The organism is Postechiella marina, from assembly GCF_039538365.1.
In the GTDB taxonomy this organism is placed as follows: domain Bacteria; phylum Bacteroidota; class Bacteroidia; order Flavobacteriales; family Flavobacteriaceae; genus Postechiella; species Postechiella marina.
On record NZ_BAABCA010000001.1, the window covers coordinates 146,550 to 169,450 of the forward strand.

Consider the following 22,901-nt stretch of genomic DNA (forward strand, 5'->3'; position numbering starts at 1 on the left):
ATAAATCTATACCCAAAACAAGAAATAAATCTTATTTCAAATAAATCAAAATAGAAAAAACTGAAACTAACACTAACATAACAATAAAATACACTAATTGCTTCTTTTGACCTTTCATCACTAATTCATGAACACTTTCAAAATTCTTTTCTTGTTTTAAAGACAACTCATCAAGTCGATTAGTGATATTATCCTCCCCTAACAAAATAGCTTCTTTATTTTCGTTTACTGATTGCTTTATTTTCTCTGATAGATTCTTAACAATCTCTAATTGTTTAATAATTTGCTCAGTTTGATTATGAAAATTAAGAGTGCTTAATTGGTTTTCAATTTTCACTATTTCTTTAGATAGAGCTTGATGCTTATCAATAATAGTATTTAAGACTTTCTCTTTATCACTAATTAATTGTTCCGAGCTAGATTTATGCTTTAAAGAAACATCATCTAGATTTGAAGAAAACCGACTAGAGCTAGTATTAATTTTATCAACCAAAGCACTTACCGAAACATCAATATTATCTGTGATAACAGTAACTCTTTCTTTAAAAGCATTATTATGTTTACTTAATTGCTCAATAATAGTATTATTCTCTTCTGATAAATTATCATTCAGTTTTTGAAAATTAGAAACCAAATAAAGAACCTTTTCTGATAATTCATGACTGCCTTTAGTTACAGACAAAACTTGATTTCTTGCTGATTCTAATTGTTTTAAATTTCCTTCAATTTCAATAAGTGTATCTTGTATCTTAATGCTGTTCATTCGGCTCTAAGTATTTTAAAGTGATTGTTTTTAGTTGTTTGCTATGTATTAATAATTGTACTTCAGACAGTAAAGAATTGTATGTATCAATATTCATGTAAACTTTAATTAAGCTATTATACTTTCTGAACATCTCCCAAAACTCTTCAATTGATTCTATTCTATTAGACATTTCCTCCATACCATCGGTATAACGTAATACTAATTGTTTTTCTAAATTTTCATTATTATTTGTACCTAAATAAATTAATGTAAAAGCTTCTAGTAATGCTAAAGCTGGATTAGTATCTGTTAATGACCTTGAAATTAATCTCACTGCTCCTTGCAAGTGTTTAACATTATCTATTGGTGTACCAATTCCTACTAATTCATCTTCTATAACTCTCAGATATTTAAATAAAATATTAACGCTAGATATTTTACCTCCATCTGTATCAGTAACAAGAGAATAAAGGGCACCATTTTCAGCAACGTAATCAGTTTTAGCATATTTAGAATTGAAGTAATAATAAATAAAATCCTTTAGTTCTTCATTTCTTTCAACCCAAGGTTTTTCTTCAGAAACACCTTCTAAGCAAAAATTACGCATATCATCAATAGCTCTTTTTCGTTTCTCAGAAATCTTGTCGTACACAAACTCGGTTAAATATGCTAAGCATTGATATATTTCTTGAGAAATTTCATTTTCCATTCCTCCTTTTAAAGCTACTGATTCAGCTTTCTTAAGTTCTAACAGCGCTCTATCCTTGGTGAAATATCTTTCCAAAAAATGAAGAAGACCATTAAAATAAGCACCTTTCTTTCTCCTTATTGCAACAATTCTAAACTGATTATTGGCATAATCTTGCGTGAAGTCTTCTATCAATTCAATACAACATAACCTATAAATAGCCTTATTAATATCTGTTACGGTTTCATTAGTATAATTAACATAAATTATGACCTTATCATCAACCCCAGTTGTTAAAAGCGAACTTAAAAAACCTTTTCTGTTTTCATATTGCTTAGATATCTTATTATAGACACTAACATTACTAACACTCAATAGCTGATGCATATATGTCTTCTCGACAATATCCCCTTTGAAACTTTCATTAAAGAAGTACATTACCGATTGAAAATCTGCACTTAAATATTGATAATGCTTTCTCCCAAGATTTAAACCTTGTTCCTTTAGTTTTACATTAAGTTCTTCTTCGGTATGCCAACCAGTACTATCTCTTTCAACTTTTTTTAAGGTACAATTATTAAATAAATTACACTCGTTATTACATTGATTGAAAGCAAACATTCTATTGTCTTTCTTGCAATGCAACTTCACTAAATCTTTTGAAGGGCTTACTTTTTCAAGAAATTCTTCTGAGACTTCTAAATCATAAAATTTCAATATGTGATTTAAATCTTTCGTTTTAAACCATTTATTTCTTAATGTACTTAGCGGGAATTTTACACCAGTAAAACTTGGTTTAATTCTCACAATATCATAATCCGAAAACAAAATTACAGAAAGCGCCATTTTCCTATCTCTTCCAGCACGTCCAGCTTCTTGAACAAAGCTTTCCAACGAACTAGAATAATTCATATTTACTGTATACCTTACGTTTGGCTTATCAATCCCCATTCCAAAGGCTTTAGTTGCAATCATAAGAGGCTGTTTATCATCACGAAATAATTCTAAATTAGCCATTGAACTTTCATCATCATCTCCTCCCGTAAATGAACCTACATTTGGTATTATACTCTGTATCTCTTCTTTATTTTGTTCTACCGATATCCCAGTGTTTCTCACATGTGGACAAAACACAATACCAGCTTCTTTATAAAGCTTTTTTTCTTCAAAGTAAGCAGAAGGCATTTCTATTGACAAATCGTTATCAATATTGTCATCATTGTTTTGTCTCTCTTTAAATCTTTTTTTAATTACACTAACATTATCATTTAACTGCAATTCATTTATATAGTCTGGGATTTGTTTTACGTACTGTTTTAAAAACTTCTTTTTAGAATCAAAAACAGACCAGTTATTCGTAATATTAATTGCTCTTGGAAGACTAGCATCTACAACATTATGAGTGTCATAAAAGGAATCCTCTTCGAATTCTGCTTCAACTCTTTCAATTTTGTATTGTAATTCTAAACGATTGGTGTTTTCATAACGCACCACAGCATCAGAATCCAAATTAAATGCTCCATTACCAGAAAGCTCTCGTTCTACATCTGATAATACATCAAAAGAAGCTGTTGCTGTTAAACCAAATAATGAAATTTCCTTTTCTTTTGCTTTTACATAATTATACAAATTACGACCTAAATGTAAATATGAAAACCTAAAGTCGTGACCCCATTCCGAGACACAATGAACCTCGTCAATAACTCCGTACGAGAAATACACATTATAGTCATGCATACTCTTTAGACGTTCCCTAAATTTTAATATGGATAAACGTTCTGGAGACACAAAAGCAAAGAGTAATTGAGAGGACTCTAGGCGGTGTTCTCTAATGATTCTTTCATTCCTATTAATGGAAGAGTTCAAATAAGTACAAACATCTATACCACAATTAATAAGACCATCATATTGGTCTTTCATTAATGACTTTAGTGGGTCTATTATCAAAGTTACTCCAGGCTGTAATAATGCAGCTATTTGATATGTTAATGACTTTCCGCCACCCGTAGGTAAAAGTCCTATGACGGGTAGATTCTGTAAAGCCCTATCTAGTATTGGTAATTGACCTGGTCTAAATGCCTCTTTTCTAAAAAGGAGCTGTAAGAAATAAGTTAAACTCTCTTTTTCTGTAATGTTTTCGCTAAAAACCCCTAAATCGGACTTAGTTACGAGATTTTTGTATTTAATTAAACTAGAGGTGTATATTGTTCTGTCTCTTTTCTTTTGTACAATTGTACGAATATTAAAATAACAATTATTTAAACAGTTAAATTTACTAAAGCTATTAGATTCTATTTGGTAGGATTGTAATAATGCCATATCCACAACCATATCGTACTTTTTACTAAAATGTATAGATTTAGGTTCAATATGAGTATTTACCCCTAAATGTAAAGGGGAATCATAAAAAGTATCATTACTTATAATATCTAATTCAACTGCTGGAAATTTTAGTCCATCAAACGATATACTTAATTGCGAAAGATGATTAAAAGACTGCTCTAAATCCTTTATCGCCATTACTGCAAAAGGCACATCTTGTTCTTCCACTAAAATTTTCCATTGTTTCTTATGTATTTCTAGATGCCCCGTTATTAACGCTTCTACTATTACTTTTTGAAATCTAGCAATGGCTATTGGAGTTAGTAAGGTCTGAATTTGCGATTTATCACTTTCATTAAATTTTAAATCTCCCTTTAAACCTTTTTCAAAAAGAGTCTCCAAATATGGATAATTGATATCCTTATCGGTATCAAAATACACTTCACCTCTTATGACTTTTTTAAAAGAATGATTAAAACTTTTGGAGAACACTTCTTCAATAAACAAACTAGCTTTTGTTGGTAATCCTCTTGTTATAATATTATTCAATACTGCCAATAAAGGATGTACATCGTCATATACACTTGCTCCAATATCAAAAGGAGCTGTGGTTTCAAAATGAGATAATTTATCCAAGAATGGATGTTTTAATCTTTTTCTTGAAGCTCTTACTATGTCTAATTCATAAGCTGCATGAAATTGAACTGAAGGATAATACTCGATAGGAATTAAATGTCCTTCATTGGTATACTCAAGTTTGAAAATTTTACATTTATATGTCCAATTTCTATTATTAAGCTGAGTAGTTTCCTTAGTGTATAACAGAGGTACATTGAAGTAATTATAGAATGCATCAATACGTAAATTAGTAGGATTTAATGGTCCAACGCTAACTATATAATTGTCTGATAGAACAGTTGTATCAATAAGCTTTGCTAAGTGCTTTAAATCTATTTGGGCTACATCTAATATATTTGAAAAAATATGAATTACGGGTAGTCCTAATTCACTTTTAATTTGGTCATGTGTGATATTTTCAAAGAAATCAGAATAGCTATTAATTATAACAGCGTTATCTACATATGCTTTTGTATGTTCTATTGCCCTATTTAAGGCGACTTCAGAAGGCTCAATAAGCGTTACTCGTTGAGCTTTATTACCAATCCCTAAATTAGTTAAGTAATCAAACAAATTAATAGTTCCTAAACCTTGACCACACCCCCAATCAACAATTTCGAATCCATTATTAAAAACTTCTTTAGGCAATTGAGCAAAAGCGTCCAAGAGTTTTGCTTGATGCATGTTCCCAAACGACCATAGGTATTGACACATGTGTTCATGTGTATTTAATAAAGCCGTCCCTCTTTTTAATTCACTCCAGAGTATATCTTTTTCTTCACGAGTTAAATGCGAAATACTAGTATTAGCAATACCACGAATATCTTGGAATGTTAGATTAGGATGTGTAGAAATTTGTTGATTGTAATTCTCCATTAATGACGTGTTATAAAATAACTCTAAAGGTTAAATTAACACGTTCTGCTTGTACCTTTTTAGTTTTTGGTACTTGATGTTTCCAATAATGCTGAAGCTCACCCATCATTATTAATAAGCTTCCATGTTTTAATACAATTTCAACTTTTTCGTTAGTTTCTATATGTTTTAATTGAAACTTTCTTTCTGCTCCAAAATTTACTGAGGCTATAATTGGATTTTCACCCAATTCTTTCTCTGCATCGGTATGCCAGGAGATAGAATCATTACCATTGCGATATCTATTTAATAAAACACTATTAAACTGTACGCCAGATTTAGGTTCTATATCTTTTTTTATTTCCAGCAATTCCTTAGACCAAGGATGTGGTTGTAAAGTAATACCAGAAAAACTATATGGCTTATCAGAATCACCATACCAAGAAGTTAATCTAGGGAAAGGGATTTGCTTCCCGTACATATTCATAGATTCTTGCTTCCATTTTATATTTTCTATAAAAGTATTCAAGTACGAATCAGCTTCAATCTTATCATAAAAATCTGGGATATATAAATACTCTCCATTATTTATTTTAACGGGTTGATTATAATCTGGTACTTCTGCAAACATGTCTAATTGTTCCATAATCTAATCTCTTTTTATTTCTTTATACCAACATACACGTAATCCAAACTAGGCCCAGAACCCATAACAAGTTCATAGCAAATAACATTTTCTGTGTCTTTGGATTCTAATTTTATAAACTTAATTAAATCTCCTTCATACGCTTTTTCAACCCATTTCTTGCTAAACTCAAATTCACCATCATAGTAAATAAACTCAGTAGAACTTGAAGCCTCATTACTCACTTCATTCTCCTCATCAAGTATAATTTCTCCTGTTGCTGGACATTCAAAATACAATGGGCTATCCAAAAACACCTTTTCTAACTTCATAATTTATCGTTTAAATCTGCGACAATAATTTCAGAAAAACACATAGCAATGGTTTCTTTATCTAGTTCTTCAAGAAATATCTTTACATTTTCTGTTATTTCATTCTGAGGATTAAACATACTAGGGTTTACTACATCTGACACTTCTATAAAATCATCATCTGCAATTATATCTAAGTTTTCTAAATATAGTTTTTCTATATCATCATTAAACTGTGACATTATAAAGCAGTCCTTTTCTGATTGTAATATTTTTACAGATTTTAAATTCGGATTAATAGATTTACCATGTTTTTTTATTAAATCGCTTAATATTTCTCTCTTTTTATAAACCATCAAGTTATATTTAATACCCCCAATCATTATGTACAATTGGCAAGCTGTTTAATTCGTTTCTATGTAACCTCCATTTAGGCATAAATTTATCCATTAAATAAATAAATCTATCGTTGTGATGGCGCTCATGTAAATGTACCAATTCGTGAACCAAAATATACTCTAGGCATATTAATGGTTTTTTTGCTAATTCTAGGTTTAACCAAATGCGTTTAGCATCAGTATTACAAGCTCCCCATTTGGTTTTCATTTGTTTTACTCCCCAAGCATTAGATTTTACATCTATAACCTTTTCCCACTTTTCAATAAGCTCTGGTAATTGCTCTTTTAATTGTTTACGATACCATTCTTTCATTAATTTAGCCTTATCAGCTGTGGTAGTATTCTTTTTTACTTTTAGTTGAATCTTAGAGATTCCTTTTATTTCAACAGAACTAACACCTTCGTATTCTATCACTTCAAGCATATATCGTTTTCCTTGATAGTAATGACTTTCTCCAGAAACGTAAGTTCTTACTGTTTCTCTGGCTTGTGCTTTAAAGTTTTTTACATGCTTTTTTATCCAACCTAATTTGCTAATAGCAAATAAGCGAAGGACTTCCTCATCTGTTTTTTGAGGAACCGCCAAGCGTATTCTACCATGTGGAGGATATACTGCCAAATGCATATTTTTAATGTCTTTTCTAATCACATCTATCTCTACATTGGCAATTTGTAATACATCTGAATTAGTACTCATCTTGCGCCTTTATAATCTTCATTAATTCCATTACTTTCTCTGGGTCTTCAATATATTTATTTACTGCAATACGAAGCTTTTTCTCTTTTATACCGCCATCTCGCCAACCATCTAGTTTATTATATTTTACAGCTTCGTCTAGGACCACAGATAGTTCTTCATCATTATCTAAATTGTCATACAACGCTTGCTTTGCTCTTGTATTTATTGTTGATGGATAGCTTGTATTCCCTTCTGGATTTGACACCTTTTTTGCTAATTCTTTTATATGGTCTAAATAAGTCTCATAATCTATAGCGTCTTGGTTTCTTAATTCAATTAACTCGTCTAAAAGTTTAGACATTTTTTCGTAATACTTTGGATTGGTTTGTGACTCTTCATTAATCACTTTTCTTACGTTATTCTCTATAGTTTCTGCTACAGCTTGCTGTTTTCCTTTTTTATTTTCTTCAGAAGTCGCTGAAGTATCATCACCTAATTTAACAATAAGTTCTACCAGGGTTTTATTTTCGAAATCTGAAATTTTCTTACTAGCATTTGCATTTAAGTACATATCCATTAATTGACGCATACCTGGTTCAAATCTTTTTAAATCGATATAATCACCACTAGCTTGCTTGATAGTATCTCGAAGGTCTGAATAATACTGTACTTCTTCTTTAATCTTACTAGCCTCTAAAGCAGAATATCCTAATTTATGTATTTCGTTAGCAATGTTAGCATAAGCTCTTATTAAACTAACTACAGCTTTATATAAGGCGACTCTTTTTTCTTCAGTAGCTTTTATATCATTAGGGTTTTCTGTATTACCACAAAAATATCTAATATAATTAGGTTCATCTTTAGGAAATACAGGCTCGCACATGGCTCTAACAGTTTCTAATGCTGTTTCTAATCGGTCTTTACTTTCTTCAAACCTATCTTTTAATAAGCCATTTACATCGTCTTCATCATAATTATCAAATACTTCTGAAGTATAACTAGTAATAGAATGCTGGAGACTTTTAAATAAATCTTTATAATCTATAATATATCCATATTCTTTATCGTCTGTATCTACACGGTTAACACGACATATGGCTTGAAATAAGCCATGGTCTTGCATTTTTTTATCGATATAGAGATAAGTCGCCGATGGAGCATCAAAGCCTGTTAAAAGCTTATCTACAACAATTAGAAGTTTCATTTTATTAGGCTCGTTGATAAACATGGCTTTAGCATCTGCCTCAAAAGCCTCTGTACTTTGACCTTTTAACATCTTAGTATAAACTTCATATTTTAAAAGTTTATCTGTTAAACCTTCTCCTGTTTCTTCACCTTTAATATCTCCATGATGTGGCTCATAAGAAGTTATGATTGCACAATCTTTAAAGTTGTTATTTTGAAATATCTCGTAATATTTGCAAGCTTGGTGTACAGAACTAGAAACCAACATGGCATTACCTTCACCTGTACTTAATCTTGGCTTAGTTTCAAAATCGAAAATAATATCGGAAACAATTTTTTCTAACCTGGATTTAGAACCTAGCATTTTCTGCATGGTTCCCCAACGTTTCTTTAGTTCTATTTTGGCTACATCTGTTAACCCAGCAGTTTTAGCATCAAACCATTCGTCAATTCTGTTTTGGTCTGTTACAAATTGCTCAACATCTCTTGCTTCATACAATAAATCTAACACCACGCCATCTTCTACAGCTTCATCAAATTTGTAAGGGTTACCTATGTATGAGCCAAAAACTTCAATAGATTTTTGTTTGTCTTTTTTTAGTAATGGTGTTCCTGTAAAACCTATAAACAAAGCCTCTGGAAGAATCGTTTTCATGGCTTCGTGAAGTTTACCAGATTGTGTACGGTGACACTCATCCACAAAAACATAGATATTTCCTTTAGCTTTAAAATCACTTCCTAAGCTTTCTTTAAGGTCTTTTATAAAAGCGTTGTAATCTCCATCTTCGGCATTACGCCCAAATTTATGGACCAAACTGCCTATAAGCATCTCTGTTTTATTATTTAAAACATTAATTAAATCACGACCACTTTTAGTACGGTAAATGCGCTCATCTACACCTGTAAATAGTTTTTCTATTTGGTCATCTAGCTCTTCACGGTCGGTTATAATTAATACCCGACTATCTTGTATATTTTCTCTAATCCACTTAGTTAGCCAAACCATGGTAAGCGACTTTCCAGAACCTTGGCTATGCCATAAAATTCCTCCTGTATCTTTTTTAATATTTTCTTGAGCTGCTTTAATTCCAAAATATTGATTAGGACGGCTTAATTTCTTTACGCCTTTATCGAACACCACAAAGTCATGTATAAGCTCTAAAAAGCGTTCTTTTTGGAACATAAGATATATATGCTTGTCTAATAGATAATCGAATTCTTTATTGCTTTCTTCTTTCCATTTAAGATAGTATTTCTCTGTTGTTTCTATGGTTCCATAACGGATACCTTGCGTATCATTTCCCGCTAGGACTAATTGCATGGTACTAAAGAAGCTTTCTATAAATTCTGGTTTTTGATTATCTAAGTTTTGGCGTATACCTTGTTCTACACCAACTTTACTTCTTTTTAATTCTATGACACCTAAGGCAATACCATTAAGATAAATAACAATATCTGGACGCTTATTATACTTTCCTTTAACAGTAACTTCTTCCGCTATAGCAAAATTATTGTCTTGTGGTTTTTTCCAATCTATTAACCAAATGGTTTCTTTTGCTTGCCCTAATTCTTCTCGTATAGTTATACCGTAGCGTAACAAACGATATACTTCTTTATTAGCATCGTACAATCCGTTAGCTGTATTATTAACTGCTTTAGCTAGCTTGTCTATTGCTTTTTGAGCTAAAACATTAGAGTAGCCCTTATCTAAAAGATACTGCTTTAAAAGGTTTTCTTCTAGTGGTTGCGTTCGTACTTGGTCTTCCCAATCTCCTAGGTATTGGTAATCTAATTCTTTTTGAAATAATTGAACAACTCTATTTTGTGTTTCTCTTTCTGGCTTACCAATGTTTTTATTACTCATGTTCTACTTTTTCTAATTCAAAAATCACGTTATAACTATCGTTATATATATTTCCTATACGTGTTAAAACAGCGTTTACAAAACTTATAACCTTTGGGTCTCCTTCTTTTAAGCGGTTATCTGAATTTGTAAGATTTACCCAATACTGAAAATCATTTTTACAAACAAAACTATCGTTTTGCGCTTGTACATTATCTTTAAACCTCATCTCTGGTGATTGATTATTACTCTGGCTTCTATTCTCATTAAAAGATAGCGCTCTAAAGTTACCGTTTGAATTTAATAACCATTTTACTAATACAGAAATTTTAGTTTTGCGATATACCCAACTATTTGGATAAATATGGTCCCAGTCCCAAGGTTTATTGGTGTCCTCAATACCCTCAAAAGCCATAAATTCCCCAAATTGGCTATTGAAATAATTACGCTGTGCTACAGTTAAAAATTGCCTATTCCAAAAAACATAATGACACAAATTTCTCCAATAATGTGTTGCTTGCTCTATTTTTTGTTCTTCAACTAATTGCTTATCTACATCTTCTGAAATATTATAATTTATGGGTAAAAGATTTAAAAACTCATTGTTTTCTCTAAAAACTTCTTTGAGCCAATCGAACCAAAATAAATGTTGATTTCTATCTTTCAAGAACTTTTCACCTATTAATTGTAGAAAACCATTAAACTGTTTTGGCGCTAATAATGGTGGTAATTCGTTATGATTTTGTATACTTAATTGCGGCCATATTTCGCTCCAACTTTGCCAATTACTTTTAAATAATACGTTAAAGAACTTAGGCGCTATTTTACGTTTTTCTTTACTTCCAGAAAATAATGTACAGTGTATAAAAGCACTTCGAATACTCTTTTCTTCATTAGTATTTAACTCCTTATTGTTAAACTTATAAACTAACAGAATCAATAACAAATCTGTGTTTTTAGAAAGTACTTCTTTATTAAAAATAGGTGGTAAATGTAACGGATGGCTATTTATAATTGCTACAGCACCATCCATTAAATCTTTCGCTTCTTTACTATTAATAAATTCTTTTAAATCTTCCTTAAACCCATCTTCTGCTAGCAGTTTTCTAAAATCTTGTAACCCAATTGTGCGCTCAAAAGATTGAAAATCTCTACGTTTCATTTTTATAAAACGTACAAATAAATTGACCACTGTGGTAGGTGAAAGGAAATTTAAGCCTATTTCTTCAACTAATTCTTTTGCTTCGGGTAATGACGCTTTAATAAGGGAATAAATAAGTTCTTGTCCAGATATTCTAGTACCAGATGAATTTAATCTTAAAAACAAAACTGCATCTTCTCCTGTTTCATTATCTGCATTAACGTCTTCTTCTTCCATACTACTTTTATCTACCACAATTTCTGGCAAGAGTAGTGATTTAGCATTATTAACCCCTTTGTAAATGGCGTATAGCCAGTCTTCATCTATTTTATTGTAATCGCAAATACCATACTTGGTCTCTATATTTGTTAAGGAACACTCTAGTGTAGATTTTAAATTGTTTTTATCTGTTTTTAGAATTAATGCTAAGGGAACAGGATAATGAGCGTCCCATGGCGAGCGTAGTGCTATATCTAACTGAGAAAAGCCTAAAGATGTCTCACTAGACTTTTTTCTAAAATACTCCAGTGCATTTCTTTGGTCTGCCATAGATAACCTCTTGGTGTGGTCGTTTAAACGATATCCCCAAGGATGCGAGCGTGTTAAAACACGTACTGCAAACCTTAATCCATTTTGATTATTTACTAATGGTTTTAGGTCTATCCAGATAGAAGGAATGTTTTCTTTTTTTATATTAAGTACATTACTAGAAATGGAATTGAGCGTATTTTGAAATCCTAAAGCGATGGTTGTGCACCTTTGCTGTCCGTCTAACAAATATTTGGTGTTATTGATGTCTTTTGACATTAATAAGCTACCTATAGGATACCCTCTAAAGATGGAGTCCCATAAAGCTTCCATTTGATGTGGCTGCCATACAAAACCACGTTGTAGCGTAGGTAATTGAATACCACCCTTTAAACTTTTTGAGTCTTCTTCTAAATCTACCTGCCATTTTGCGATATCATAAATGGTATAAGCATTTATTTTCTTACTCATACCAACCGTGTTTACCAATTAATAAGTCCTTTACCAATCCTTCTATCATACTCTAGCTTTATACTCTTTAAAAAATTGCTCACCTTCCTTAAGATAAAAAGATTGATGCCCAAAATTTTCATACTCCTCTTTCCAGGCTTCTCTTATAATTTCGTGGTTATTGTACCAGGAATTCATACCAACTTCCCAAGATTTCCATAAATCTTCATCAATACGCCCTTTGTTATACCAATAGAATTCTTCTGCACATAGATTAAAATAATCGTTAAGCTTATTTCTAAGGAAAGGATACTTATTAGGCTTGTTTTTCTTTAAATGTTCTAAAGATTCATACTTAGTTATTTTCTCTAAATAGCCATTTAAAACATCGTACCGCTTATTGAATTCTCCAAACAATTGTTTTTGAAGTTGATGATTAGCAATATCAGATTGGTTTTTATTGTATTTGTTTGTTGAGACCAACACAGCCACACCTATAAACAATGTAACTAGTACACTTAAAATGTTTATTACAAGCTCCCAGTCTACAACTAAATTAGTAACAATTGCTCCCATATTACACTAACCTCGTTTTACCCGTTAACAACTCTTGCATCATCCCTTGCTTAACTTGTTGGTATTTTGCTGTTTTAGATTGTAATTGTTCCAGTTCTATATCCATATCGGAAAGAATTTCAGATATTGCTGTTTGTTCATCTTTAGAGTTTGGAAACCAATTCTCAATTTTATTCATCTCACTTTTATTCAACTTAGCTCTTGTTCCTCCATTTATGTAATCAAGAATATTTTTATGAACTAATGAATAAAACAAAAATCCTTGGTCAAATTGTTTTTTTGCCTTTAAAATATGTGCGTGATTATTAACCCAACACTTTCCATTTATTCTGTAGGCTATTGGTCTAGTCTTATACTCATCAAAATAACCGCCATCTTCTGCCATTAAAATAACATCGTCATCCAAAACATAATCGTTAACATAATCTACTATTCCATTAGCACCACAATATGGTATATCTCCATTCATTTTTGCTCTTACCTCACCGTTCAGTGGAATTCTTAAATTATCTAAGCAGTCTGCAACTTCTTCAATTGTGTAACTTCCCCATTCCCCAGAAAAACCAGGTAAACGCTTACCATCTTTATGAGGTGGTGTTAACAGTTGCTGCATGGCACCTTGTTTAATGGCTTTCTTTTTGGTTATAAGGGCATCTAAACTAGAAATAAGGGCATCTACATCGCTTAATGCTGTGGCTATGGCTTGTTGTTCTTTTAGAGTTGGGGGAGTTGGGATTTGTATTCTCGAAATTTGTCCAAGAGAAAGAAAGGGTTGAGCACCTCCTGCAATAAAATCTTTTAAAATTCTCCTTTTTCTTGATATAAGGGTATTATTAAGATAGCTGCCGTCAATTTTATTTGAAGATTTCAAAAGAGCCACATTTTTTAAACTAAACTCATAATCCACCTTCACTAAAGCTGTTGTTCCTACTCCTGCTCCAATATTAACCATTAGAACATCATTCATCTCAGGATTGCATCTTCTATAAATTTCATTGTGAACTTCCTCAGATAGAAAATAACAATCTTTGTAATGTATTTTGTTTTCCTTTACATGAATAGCAGTTAAAAATGGGACTCCTTTAGAAATCGGTTTTGGTGTATCATGAGTACCATCTGTAATTTTTGAGCATAATTCTGAAAGTATTTCGAAACTCCAATCCTCAGGAATCAGCCCAACCTCAGTTTGTTTAAAACCCTTAGGCAAACTCTGAGCAGCGCCTTTTTTTGTTACTAGCTCCATACCAATCCCATTTTTTCAAGATGCTTATTAACTTGGTCTTCCAAAGTTTTAGTTTGGTTGTCTAACTCGCCAAGTGTGTTATCGTAACGTTCTCCTAATTCCTTAATACGGCTGGTTAAACGTTGGGATATGGCATCAATTTCGGTTTGTATAGCAGCTTGTAAAGTTGTTAGCCATTTATGGTCTACTACAAGGGTACGCACTTCGGCTTCTGTTAGTTTACCATATTGTGCTAGCGTTAATTGGTCTAGTTTCTCTGCTTGTGCTCTTAGGTCTTTTTTAAGTTGCGTTTCCTTAGTAAATAGTTTTAGCATTTTAGTGGCTAACTGCAAGGCTTCTTTTTCTTCGGGTTGCTGCTTTATTTCTTTTATAAACGCAGTTAATGTGGTTTTGCTTATAGCTCCTTTATCGTTGGTAGCTTCGTTAAGTAAACCTTCTTCTCCAGCGTGTTCCTCGGTGTAGTTAGTAATTTCTGCTTGTGTACTTTCTATTTCTGCTTCAATAGTGTTTAAAGCTTCTTGCTCGTCTGCTAAATACTGGTTTATTACTAAGGCTTTTGGTATTAAATCGCAAGTCCAACCTTTATCAACCTCTTTACCGCTTTTGTTTTTTACCAGGATACGTTTTACTTTGGCTTTCCAGCCTTCTTCTAATATTAAATACACGTCATCTTTCATGGTATCATTCCAATAATCTAACAAGTGTTGATACACATCGTAACCACTTAGCAGTGCTTTATTGGTGTAACGTTCTAGTAAATCTTCAGAAATGTCTTTTAAAAAAGCTTTAGGCTTGGTGTTTTCTGTAATGCCATTTAATATTGAGTGATTACGCTCTGTAAATGCTTTAAAAATAGCGTCTAATTCGGTATTATAAGCTGTGAAGTCTGAATGCTCGAAAATAGTCGCTTTAATAGCTTCTTTTTGTACGTTTAATTTTGAGTAACCTTCACGTATAGGCGAAAACAAGTCTTTTCTTAAATTTGGGTAAACGCTCCAGTATTGCTCCAGCGCATCAATATCTTTTTGAGGTATTCCACCATTAAGATGTGCGTTAAGGTCTTGTATATCTTCGTCCTCTTGGGTGTCTATATATCTTGGGATATTTAGGTTGTATTCGTTAGCTTCAATTTCTTGATATGGCACTAATCGGCTATATTTTTCTAACTCCCATTGGTTGTTAAACGTGTCTACAATTTTATGTAAGTCTTGCTCACGAAGTCTGTTTTTATTTCCATCTTTTATGAAACCTTTGCTAGAATCTATCATAAAAACACCTTTACGGTCATCAGCATGTTCCTTATCAATTACAATAATACAGGCGGGAATTCCAGTACCATAAAACAAGTTAGCTGGCAAACCAATAATACCTTTAATCCATTTGCGTTGTAATATGTTTTTTCTAATTCCAGCTTCTGCATTTCCTCTAAATAATACACCATGCGGTAAAATAACCGCACCTTTACCTGTACTTTTTAAAGACGAAATAATATGTAATAAAAAGGCGTAATCTCCATTTTTATCTGGTGGTACACCATAACCTTTAAAACGACTAAACGTATCGTCCATTGGATTAATACCTGTAGACCAACTTTTAACCGAAAATGGTGGGTTGGCTACCACGAAATCGAAACGTTTAAGGCTTGTTTCGCTGTCTTTAAACTGTGGTGTAGCAATGGTGTTACCGCCAGCAATGGAAGCCTCTGGATAACCGTGTAACCACATATTCATGATAGCTAAACCTTTGGTAGCAATATCTTTTTCTTGTCCGTATAACGTTAAACCGTTTGGAGCTTCATCAGCAACTTTTAAAAGTAAAGAACCCGAACCACATGTAGGGTCGTATGCAGTGTATGATGGCTTATCTGCCTTATGGACATTAATAACTTTAGCAAGTATTCTAGAGACTTCTGCTGGGGTATAAAACTGTCCTTTACTTTTTCCAGACTCGGTAGCAAAGTGACGCATTAAAAACTCGTAGGCATCACCTAGGATGTCGTCATCTTCTGCTCGGTTATTTTTAAAGTTTAAACCTTCGTGTTCAAAAATAGCAATCAATCGAGACAATCGGTCTACTTTTTCTTTACCAGAACCTAATTTTTCATCATCATTAAAATCGGCAAGTTCCATAGAGCCTTCCAGTCCGTTGGCAGCAAATAATGGTCGTAATATTTCTTTATTAATACGGTCTCCAATATCGGGTTGTCCTTTAAGCTTAACCATATCGTCAAACGAGGCTCCTTCTGGAATCTCGATTAAGCTCATTGCGTTTCCAGCATACTTATCGCTCACATACTTTACAAAAAGCATAGTAAGTACGTAATCTTTATATTGTGAGGCATCCATACCGCCTCTTAGTTCATTACACGTAGCCCATAAGGAGCTATATAGTTCAGATTTTTTTATTGCCATTAGTTGATTTTATTTTATATAAATGCAAGAGGACATAAATAAATAATAGTTCCAAGGGAAGAACTCGAAAAGTCGCTAAAATATATGTCCAATTTGAATCCTTAAATATAGAATTATATCTATTAAATTTCGTTCAATCTTGAAAATAATTTGCTCTTTTACTTGCAGCTGCATATTTATTAATAAAGAATAGATATGAAACAAAAAACGCATTACACCTTTAGTGAAATACTAAAGCTAACAGGTATATCTGAACGAACTTTTAGATACCGAATGAAAATCATCAAAGAAAAATACAAAGACCAACCAGAACTGCTGTTTAAAAAGAGACATTCCTGGAGAATACACCACAGTTTAGTTTTTGAATTCAACCACAAATACCAAATAAATAATACCAATAAAAACTAAAACATATGGAATCTATAATAAAAAACATAGAATTAATGTACACTCCTTACACCAAAGAATTATTAATAAAATACGTTAATTTACAATATGAAGAGGATGCCGACTTTAGCGATGAAAGTCTAAAAACAGAGCTCCTTTGGTTATACGAAAACAATGAGCTTGACCGATTGATACTTGCGGAGTATTTAGACTCAGACGCTTTAAAAATGACTATTACTAATAAAACTAAAACAAACAATATATCACCAAGCAAGCCATTAACTCAACAACGATTATCAACATTAATCAAGTCTAAACTTGAAGAAGTTGATGGCGCTTTGTATGATTGTACCGTTACAGACTACCAACTATTAAAAAGTAATAGCGGATTATTTAGTATACTAATACCCTTAAAATAACTAGCTATACACTTTCGAGTACATTCTCTTTATTTTACCCTACCTATGTTTTAACGGAGGGAGTAACCCTTCTTACAGTACCTCCCTCCGTTATCATTAAGGTACCATTTGATGCTTTAAACGTACTTTTTGTACTCTAGCTATCACGTACTTGCTAACATGCAATTTTATAATAAACCCCTAAAACACTAAAAAGAAGCCCTTTTTAAATAAGTGACACTATGATGAAAAAACATTGGATACAAAAAGAGTATAAAATTTATATAGACATGCAATTTACTTTTAGTTATAGACATAGTATATTTAGAGCAGCTTAGTTAATTAGGCTTTATACAATGAAAAAAACAGGTTATAAAAAATATAGAACGATACATTTGCCAAAAGTAATTGTAGACAACCTTCTTTTAAAACTACATATTGGTTTAGCCGATTTTGATTATAATATTGAAATCTTTTTTTCTATTATAAATGAAATACTAACAAAGAGTGCTATATATAATAAACAAAATGAAGATTACTTGTTTCAATTTACTCCCTTAGATTCAAGATATCTTAAAGTTAAATATGGAAATAGTTATCCAAATTATATTCGCTTTTTAGTTAATCAAGGTATTATATGGAATGATAATTATTATCAAGGTAAGACAACATATTATTACTTATATAATTTAGATTATTATATAAATAATACTAATACACTATATAATATAAATAAAGAAATTACCAGCCCTACCTATTGTTTCCCAGATAGCATTACAATAACAACCTCAAACAATAAAAACATTAAGAAAACAGACAATCAAAAAAATAGGATTTATAATGATTGGTATAGTATAAAAATATTGATAAATTCTAAAAACACTAGCTATTTAACCTCTAGCTATGAGCAAGATTCAATGTTTATAAATAATGCACCTAAGCATATCAAAAAAATGGGAAGTCATTTTAGAAAGACTTTTAAATTACGTTATGAAGAAGCTATTAATTTTATTGAGAGGCAGTATAGAACAAATATTGGATTAGCTAAAACTGATGATGACAGAAATAGAACGAACCGAAAATACACCTCTAGATTATCTTCTATTCTTGCAATTAAAGATGGTAAAGTTAATAAATCCCTTAAATTCAGTAAAAACTCAGCTAACAATAGGATTGATACCAACCTTACTTTTATGGCAAGTGAGTTAAGGCAATTTATTATTGGTTACGAAAACATGGTTTATTTGGACTTAAAAAACTCTCAGCCCGTTATGCTTAATATTATTTTAAAAGACCATTATAAGGACGCTAATGCAGATTTAAAAAGTGAAATTGATGCGTATTTTAAACATACAATAGAAGGCAAATGGTATGAACATTTACAGCAATTATATGGTAAAACGAGAGAAGAATGCAAAGACATTTGGATGTGTATAGCTTATTCAAAAAATACAAGTTATTTAGAGATAAAGAAAACATTTAAAAAAGCTTACCCTGGTATTAATGCTATTATAGAGTCTTACAAAAAAAAGAAGCATGGTGATTTTTCGGTTAAATTAACACAGATTGAGTCCAAAATTTTTATTGATGGCATTTGTCGTGAATTGGTTAATCAAGGCATTATTCCATTTACCGTTCATGATGCTGTAATTGTGCCTAAAAAAGATAAAGCAAAAACTTTAGAAATAATGCGAGCTGTTTTAGAAAAATATTTGGGGATGGCTCCTGTTATTAGTGAGGATTAACTAGTTGAATAATATATAGCTATCTTTTTCTAGTTTAATATTAAAAAGCTCGTTTCCAACAGAAATAAAAGTATCTATTTCTTTCTCATCATATTTAGTTATCATTTCTTTTCCTGTTTCTGTTTGGGAGAGGTGTTTTCTAGTTACATCGTCAATTATAACCTTAGTTTGCTGTTTTCTTTGAATTCCTACACAACTGAAATTTAAAGCTTTATGGTCGGTTTTAAATTGAGTTACAGTTGAGGTTCCAACATACTTAATAAAAATATAATACTCTTTAACAGTACTACCAACATAAGTTATTTTAATACTTTCTATCAAAGTTCTTACTGCTCTTTGTAAAGTTTCAAAATTATAATCTGTTGTGTAGCTTTCAATAGTATCTCTTATATGTTGTTTTTGCTTTTCCTTATTTAATAATTCTAGCTGTTTATTTAAAGCGTTTATATCACTTTTTTTTGTTTCAATATTGCTAGTATTCTTATTTAAAAGTTGAACTATTGAACTAGCATCTTCTAACTTTTTAGGACTATTGATAACACTTAGGAAGTTATCGTTTTTAACTTTCAAGTCCTCTAATTGATTAGTATGATACTTTAGCTCATTTTTAAGTGTTTGGATTTTATCATCATCTTGAGGTAGTGATAATAGAAGTTCTTTTAATCCCACATTTTCAAATAGGTGCTTAATAATAAAGGTTTCTAATTTTGGAATAGATAAGCCACGAGACTTGGTACAAATTTTTACATCCCTTTGTTTTGTAGAACATTTATAAGCATTATCAGTACCGTTTTTTCTCATTTTACCAATCATTATATTAGTACAATGTCCACAAAAAATAATATCTGATAATAAATATTTATGTTTTGCATTTTTACCTCCTTTAGATTTACTTTTTAAAGCTTTGTTAACTTTGTTCCAGAGGGCTTCATCTATAATTGGGTCATCTATTTTAATTTTAACATCGCCATGATATTTATAGCCTTTATAAATTGGATTTTTTAATATTCCCAAAACGGTACTTCCAGACCAAGTAGTATCTTCTTTTTTTCTTGCTTGGACATATACATTTTTCTTTGTTTTAAATTCTCCTTTCCTTTTAGCATAAGGACATAGAATCCCCTTAATGTTTAGTTTTTGAGAAATAAGATACGCCCCTAATGAATTTGTAATGTAATAGTTAAATATCTCTTGTACTATAGGAGCTTCTTCTGGGTCTTGTACATATTTTCCCGTTATTGGGTCACGCATATAGCCATATGCAATTACTCCATGTGTTCTGCCAGACAGCGCATTTTTTTTATGAGCTGGACGAACTCTTAAAGATGTTATCAATGAATAATATTCATTAAAAACCGAAAAGATTGTACTAATCATCTTTGTAGAAATATCATTTAAATCTACTATTTTATTATTTACGATGTAGATTATTTGCATCTCTACAATAAGAGAGGAGAACATTATCCAAATGTTAGAATTTCGCTCTATTCTATCTTGATTATATGTCCAAACCGCATCTACTTTTCCATTTTTGATATCTTGTATCATTAAAGCAAATTGTGGTCGTTCATAGTAATGTAGTTTATTATATTTATCACCATTAACTTCAAAAGTATCAAACCCTTTTGTTCCAGAAACCATTACATCTGTATATTCTATAATATCATAATGATTTTCCTTAGCATATTTTTCACCGCCTTCTACTTGACTCTCAATACTTGTGTCCGTAGGGCTACTTCCAGATTTTCTTGCGTATATTGCTAAAACTTTATTATTCATGACTTAATTTTCTTGGATATAAAGTTAACAAAAAATATCAACCCTCTTTTATGAACTTAGCAACATGTTGATGCGTTTTGCTGCCGATTTTTTTAGCGGGTCGCTAATATGTTTCTGTGTTCTACGCAAATGTTCTATTTCAAAAAAAGTAGATTTAAATTTAGATATGGATTCTTGTAAAGAGCGGGGTGTTCCATATGTTTTAAATACATTTTCTAAACCATTATGATTTTTGTAAATATGCTTTAAAGACTTTATAAACTGTATACAATCGTCGCCATTAAAAGTACGGTGTACAAAAGGTTTTAAACGCTTTAAATCCTCCTCGCTGTGGTTTAAAACAAAGTTGTAGGGTTCGTTGTTTAACAAAGTCATTAATTTATTTGCATTGTTAATAATGCTTTTACGGTTTCCCCAAGCAATAGTTGCAGTTAAAAAACCAGCTATTTCAATGTCTTCCTTTTTAGTAAATTGATGTGGTATTTGTATGGGGTCGCTTTCAATAAAATTAGGGTTATTGTAAAGTTCTACCTTTTCGTCTAAAAACTCTTTAAGTTCGTTTTTACTTATTATCATCAAATAAAATTTGTTTTATATTTATGCTAGTACGCTCTTTACCACTAACATAAAAAAGAGAAATAAATTCATCAGCATCTTTTAAATAGTTGTCGTTAAAGCGTTTTAAGGAGTCAACATTTGTAAAATATTCTATTGTAGCAGTGGCGCCAAAACCGTGGTTAGAGAAAAATAATAGGTTAGAGGTATTGTTGTCTCCATTAAGTTTGGCAACTAAAACATGTTCGTATTTATTACCATTAGATTTTAGTTTAATTAAAGTGTCTATACCTTTTTCTAGATTTTTAAATTTAATATTTCTTCCTTCGTTATAGGTAGCGTTTTGTCCATCAAAAAAATCTTCCTCTTGTTGGTTTGTACTATTTTTATTGTCAATTAACTTTATGTGTTTCGATTTTAAATTAAAAAAATCTACAAAAGCATTGTCTCCTCTAAGCGGACCTATATAAATAGAATTTTGTTCTTTTAGTTGTTGTAGCGATAAATTATGAAATTTATGTATTTTAAATTCGCTATTGTATCTATAAAAGTGTTTCGATAAATCGTTAACAGAGTATGCGCTTAAAAAATTTACATAAATATTTCTGCCAGGAGAATAATCTTTCATCAACTTTGGATGTTTTTCTACCTCATTATAAAAATCGGTTGCCGAGTTTATTTCGTAGTCTCTATGCCAACCTATTTTATTAAACAGTGTAGGCCCATAATAGCCAAAAATATCGTATAAATACAGGGTAGTTTCTTTGTCGTTTTTAAAAAGAGAATGCCAAACAGGGTCTTTATAGGTTAACTTAATAAAAGCATAGCTGCCTATAAGTAATAGAGTAAGGGTAAAAAATATAAAACTTATTTTTTGTTTAAAATTGTATTTAGGTTTTGGCTGTTCTCTTCTGTAAAAAGACACTCCGTATTGGCCTGTTTTTATCTCAATGGTAATGGCATCGTTTATACCTTCGTTATTAAAATACTTTTTTAATTTGTTTCTTAAATGATAAACATTAACACGAACTGTAGCTTCACTTTTTTCATGTTCGTATTGAGATCCAAATAATTCTATGCTTATATCAGTAGCATTTAAATTTTTATTTTTTATGGAAGATTCTATTAAATATTTTAATAAAATATTGCTTGTTGTCGATTTAGAAAATGCTTTGCTTTTTAATAAAATATTTAATACTTCAAGTTTTTCATCTGTAGAAATCATTCTTAATTATTTGTTTTGTAAAGAAAAGAAAAAATAAGAACATACGCTAATACTAGTGTTTAATGGTTGTTTTAACCATTAAAACAACCATTAAAGGACGTTAAAACTTCAAATAAGAAACCTGTTTCGTTATATTTGAGAAGTGCCGATTAATTTCGATACCAACTATACACGAGCTAACCGCTCATTATTAA

16 protein-coding genes and 1 pseudogene are annotated in these 22,901 nt (G+C 31.2%); 3 read left to right on the forward strand and 14 right to left on the reverse strand.

The window, feature by feature from the left end; all coding sequences use genetic code 11:
• Window positions 1–31 precede the first annotated feature (31 nt).
• The 11 genes from ABD715_RS00590 to ABD715_RS00640 are packed head-to-tail and all read right to left on the reverse strand — an operon-like array spanning window position 32 to window position 16,618.
• A complete protein-coding gene (locus ABD715_RS00590) occupies window positions 32–763 on the reverse strand; it encodes a hypothetical protein (protein ID WP_344785895.1) in 732 nt (243 codons plus the stop codon).
• Complete coding sequence (locus tag ABD715_RS00595) at window positions 750–5,249, reverse strand: DEAD/DEAH box helicase (protein WP_344785897.1); 4,500 nt, start codon at window positions 5,247–5,249, stop codon at window positions 750–752. The genes ABD715_RS00590 and ABD715_RS00595 overlap by 14 nt, the downstream gene beginning before the upstream one ends.
• Window positions 5,250–5,259: 10 nt before the next feature.
• Window positions 5,260–5,874, reverse strand: a complete 615-nt coding sequence (locus tag ABD715_RS00600) for an alpha-ketoglutarate-dependent dioxygenase AlkB family protein (RefSeq protein ID WP_344785899.1) — start codon at window positions 5,872–5,874, stop codon at window positions 5,260–5,262.
• 14 nt (window positions 5,875–5,888) lie between these two features.
• Complete coding sequence (locus ABD715_RS00605; RefSeq protein ID WP_344785901.1) at window positions 5,889–6,164, reverse strand: hypothetical protein; 276 nt, start codon at window positions 6,162–6,164, stop codon at window positions 5,889–5,891.
• A gap of 17 nt (window positions 6,165–6,181) precedes the next feature.
• Window positions 6,182–6,520 carry a hypothetical protein gene (locus ABD715_RS00610; protein WP_344785903.1) on the reverse strand — a complete coding sequence of 113 codons (339 nt, stop codon included), beginning with the start codon at window positions 6,518–6,520 and terminating at the stop codon, window positions 6,182–6,184.
• A 10-nt stretch (window positions 6,521–6,530) separates the two neighbouring features.
• Window positions 6,531–7,259 (reverse strand): M48 family metallopeptidase, encoded by a 729-nt coding sequence (locus ABD715_RS00615; RefSeq protein WP_344785905.1) that lies wholly within the window; start codon window positions 7,257–7,259, stop codon window positions 6,531–6,533.
• Window positions 7,249–10,290, reverse strand: coding sequence for a type I restriction endonuclease subunit R (locus ABD715_RS00620; RefSeq protein WP_344785907.1), 3,042 nt, complete (start codon window positions 10,288–10,290; stop codon window positions 7,249–7,251). Before ABD715_RS00620 ends, ABD715_RS00615 begins: the two co-directional genes overlap by 11 nt.
• Entirely contained in the window at window positions 10,283–12,409 is a 2,127-nt protein-coding gene (locus ABD715_RS00625) for a GmrSD restriction endonuclease domain-containing protein (protein ID WP_344785909.1), read from the reverse strand. Before ABD715_RS00625 ends, ABD715_RS00620 begins: the two co-directional genes overlap by 8 nt.
• Window positions 12,410–12,454: 45 nt before the next feature.
• A complete protein-coding gene (locus ABD715_RS00630; RefSeq protein WP_344785911.1) occupies window positions 12,455–12,964 on the reverse strand; it encodes a hypothetical protein in 510 nt (169 codons plus the stop codon).
• 1 nt (window position 12,965) lies between these two features.
• On the reverse strand, window positions 12,966–14,207 hold the full coding sequence (locus tag ABD715_RS00635; RefSeq protein ID WP_344785913.1) for a restriction endonuclease subunit S: 1,242 nt from the start codon (window positions 14,205–14,207) through the stop codon (window positions 12,966–12,968).
• Complete coding sequence (locus ABD715_RS00640) at window positions 14,198–16,618, reverse strand: type I restriction-modification system subunit M (RefSeq protein ID WP_344785915.1); 2,421 nt, start codon at window positions 16,616–16,618, stop codon at window positions 14,198–14,200. Before ABD715_RS00640 ends, ABD715_RS00635 begins: the two co-directional genes overlap by 10 nt.
• A 195-nt stretch (window positions 16,619–16,813) precedes the next feature.
• Between ABD715_RS00640 and ABD715_RS00645 the strand changes: the two genes are divergently transcribed.
• The 3 genes from ABD715_RS00645 to ABD715_RS00655 all read left to right on the forward strand — a co-directional run bounded on the left by ABD715_RS00645 (window position 16,814) and on the right by ABD715_RS00655 (window position 19,148).
• Window positions 16,814–17,026, forward strand: a complete 213-nt coding sequence (locus tag ABD715_RS00645) for a hypothetical protein (RefSeq protein ID WP_344785917.1) — start codon at window positions 16,814–16,816, stop codon at window positions 17,024–17,026.
• Between the two features lie 5 nt (window positions 17,027–17,031).
• Window positions 17,032–17,424, forward strand: a complete 393-nt coding sequence (locus ABD715_RS00650) for a hypothetical protein (RefSeq protein WP_344785919.1) — start codon at window positions 17,032–17,034, stop codon at window positions 17,422–17,424.
• A 335-nt stretch (window positions 17,425–17,759) separates the two neighbouring features.
• The gene (locus ABD715_RS00655) at window positions 17,760–19,148 is read left to right on the forward strand and encodes a hypothetical protein (RefSeq protein ID WP_344785921.1); all 1,389 of its coding nucleotides are present in this window, start codon (window positions 17,760–17,762) and stop codon (window positions 19,146–19,148) included.
• Here the strand turns inward: ABD715_RS00655 and ABD715_RS00660 are convergent, their stop codons facing one another.
• From ABD715_RS00660 to ABD715_RS00670, 3 genes and pseudogenes are all read right to left on the reverse strand, one after another.
• Window positions 19,149–20,927: a recombinase family protein gene (locus tag ABD715_RS00660; RefSeq protein ID WP_344785923.1), complete on the reverse strand. Its 1,779-nt coding sequence runs from the start codon at window positions 20,925–20,927 to the stop codon at window positions 19,149–19,151. It abuts the gene before it with no gap.
• 57 nt (window positions 20,928–20,984) lie between these two features.
• Window positions 20,985–21,497: pseudogene (locus ABD715_RS00665) on the reverse strand (DUF2400 domain-containing protein); the annotation flags it as partial.
• Window positions 21,490–22,707, reverse strand: a complete 1,218-nt coding sequence (locus tag ABD715_RS00670) for a helix-turn-helix domain-containing protein (protein WP_344785925.1) — start codon at window positions 22,705–22,707, stop codon at window positions 21,490–21,492. The gene ABD715_RS00670 and the pseudogene ABD715_RS00665, both read right to left, overlap by 8 nt.
• Window positions 22,708–22,901: the final 194 nt, after the last annotated feature.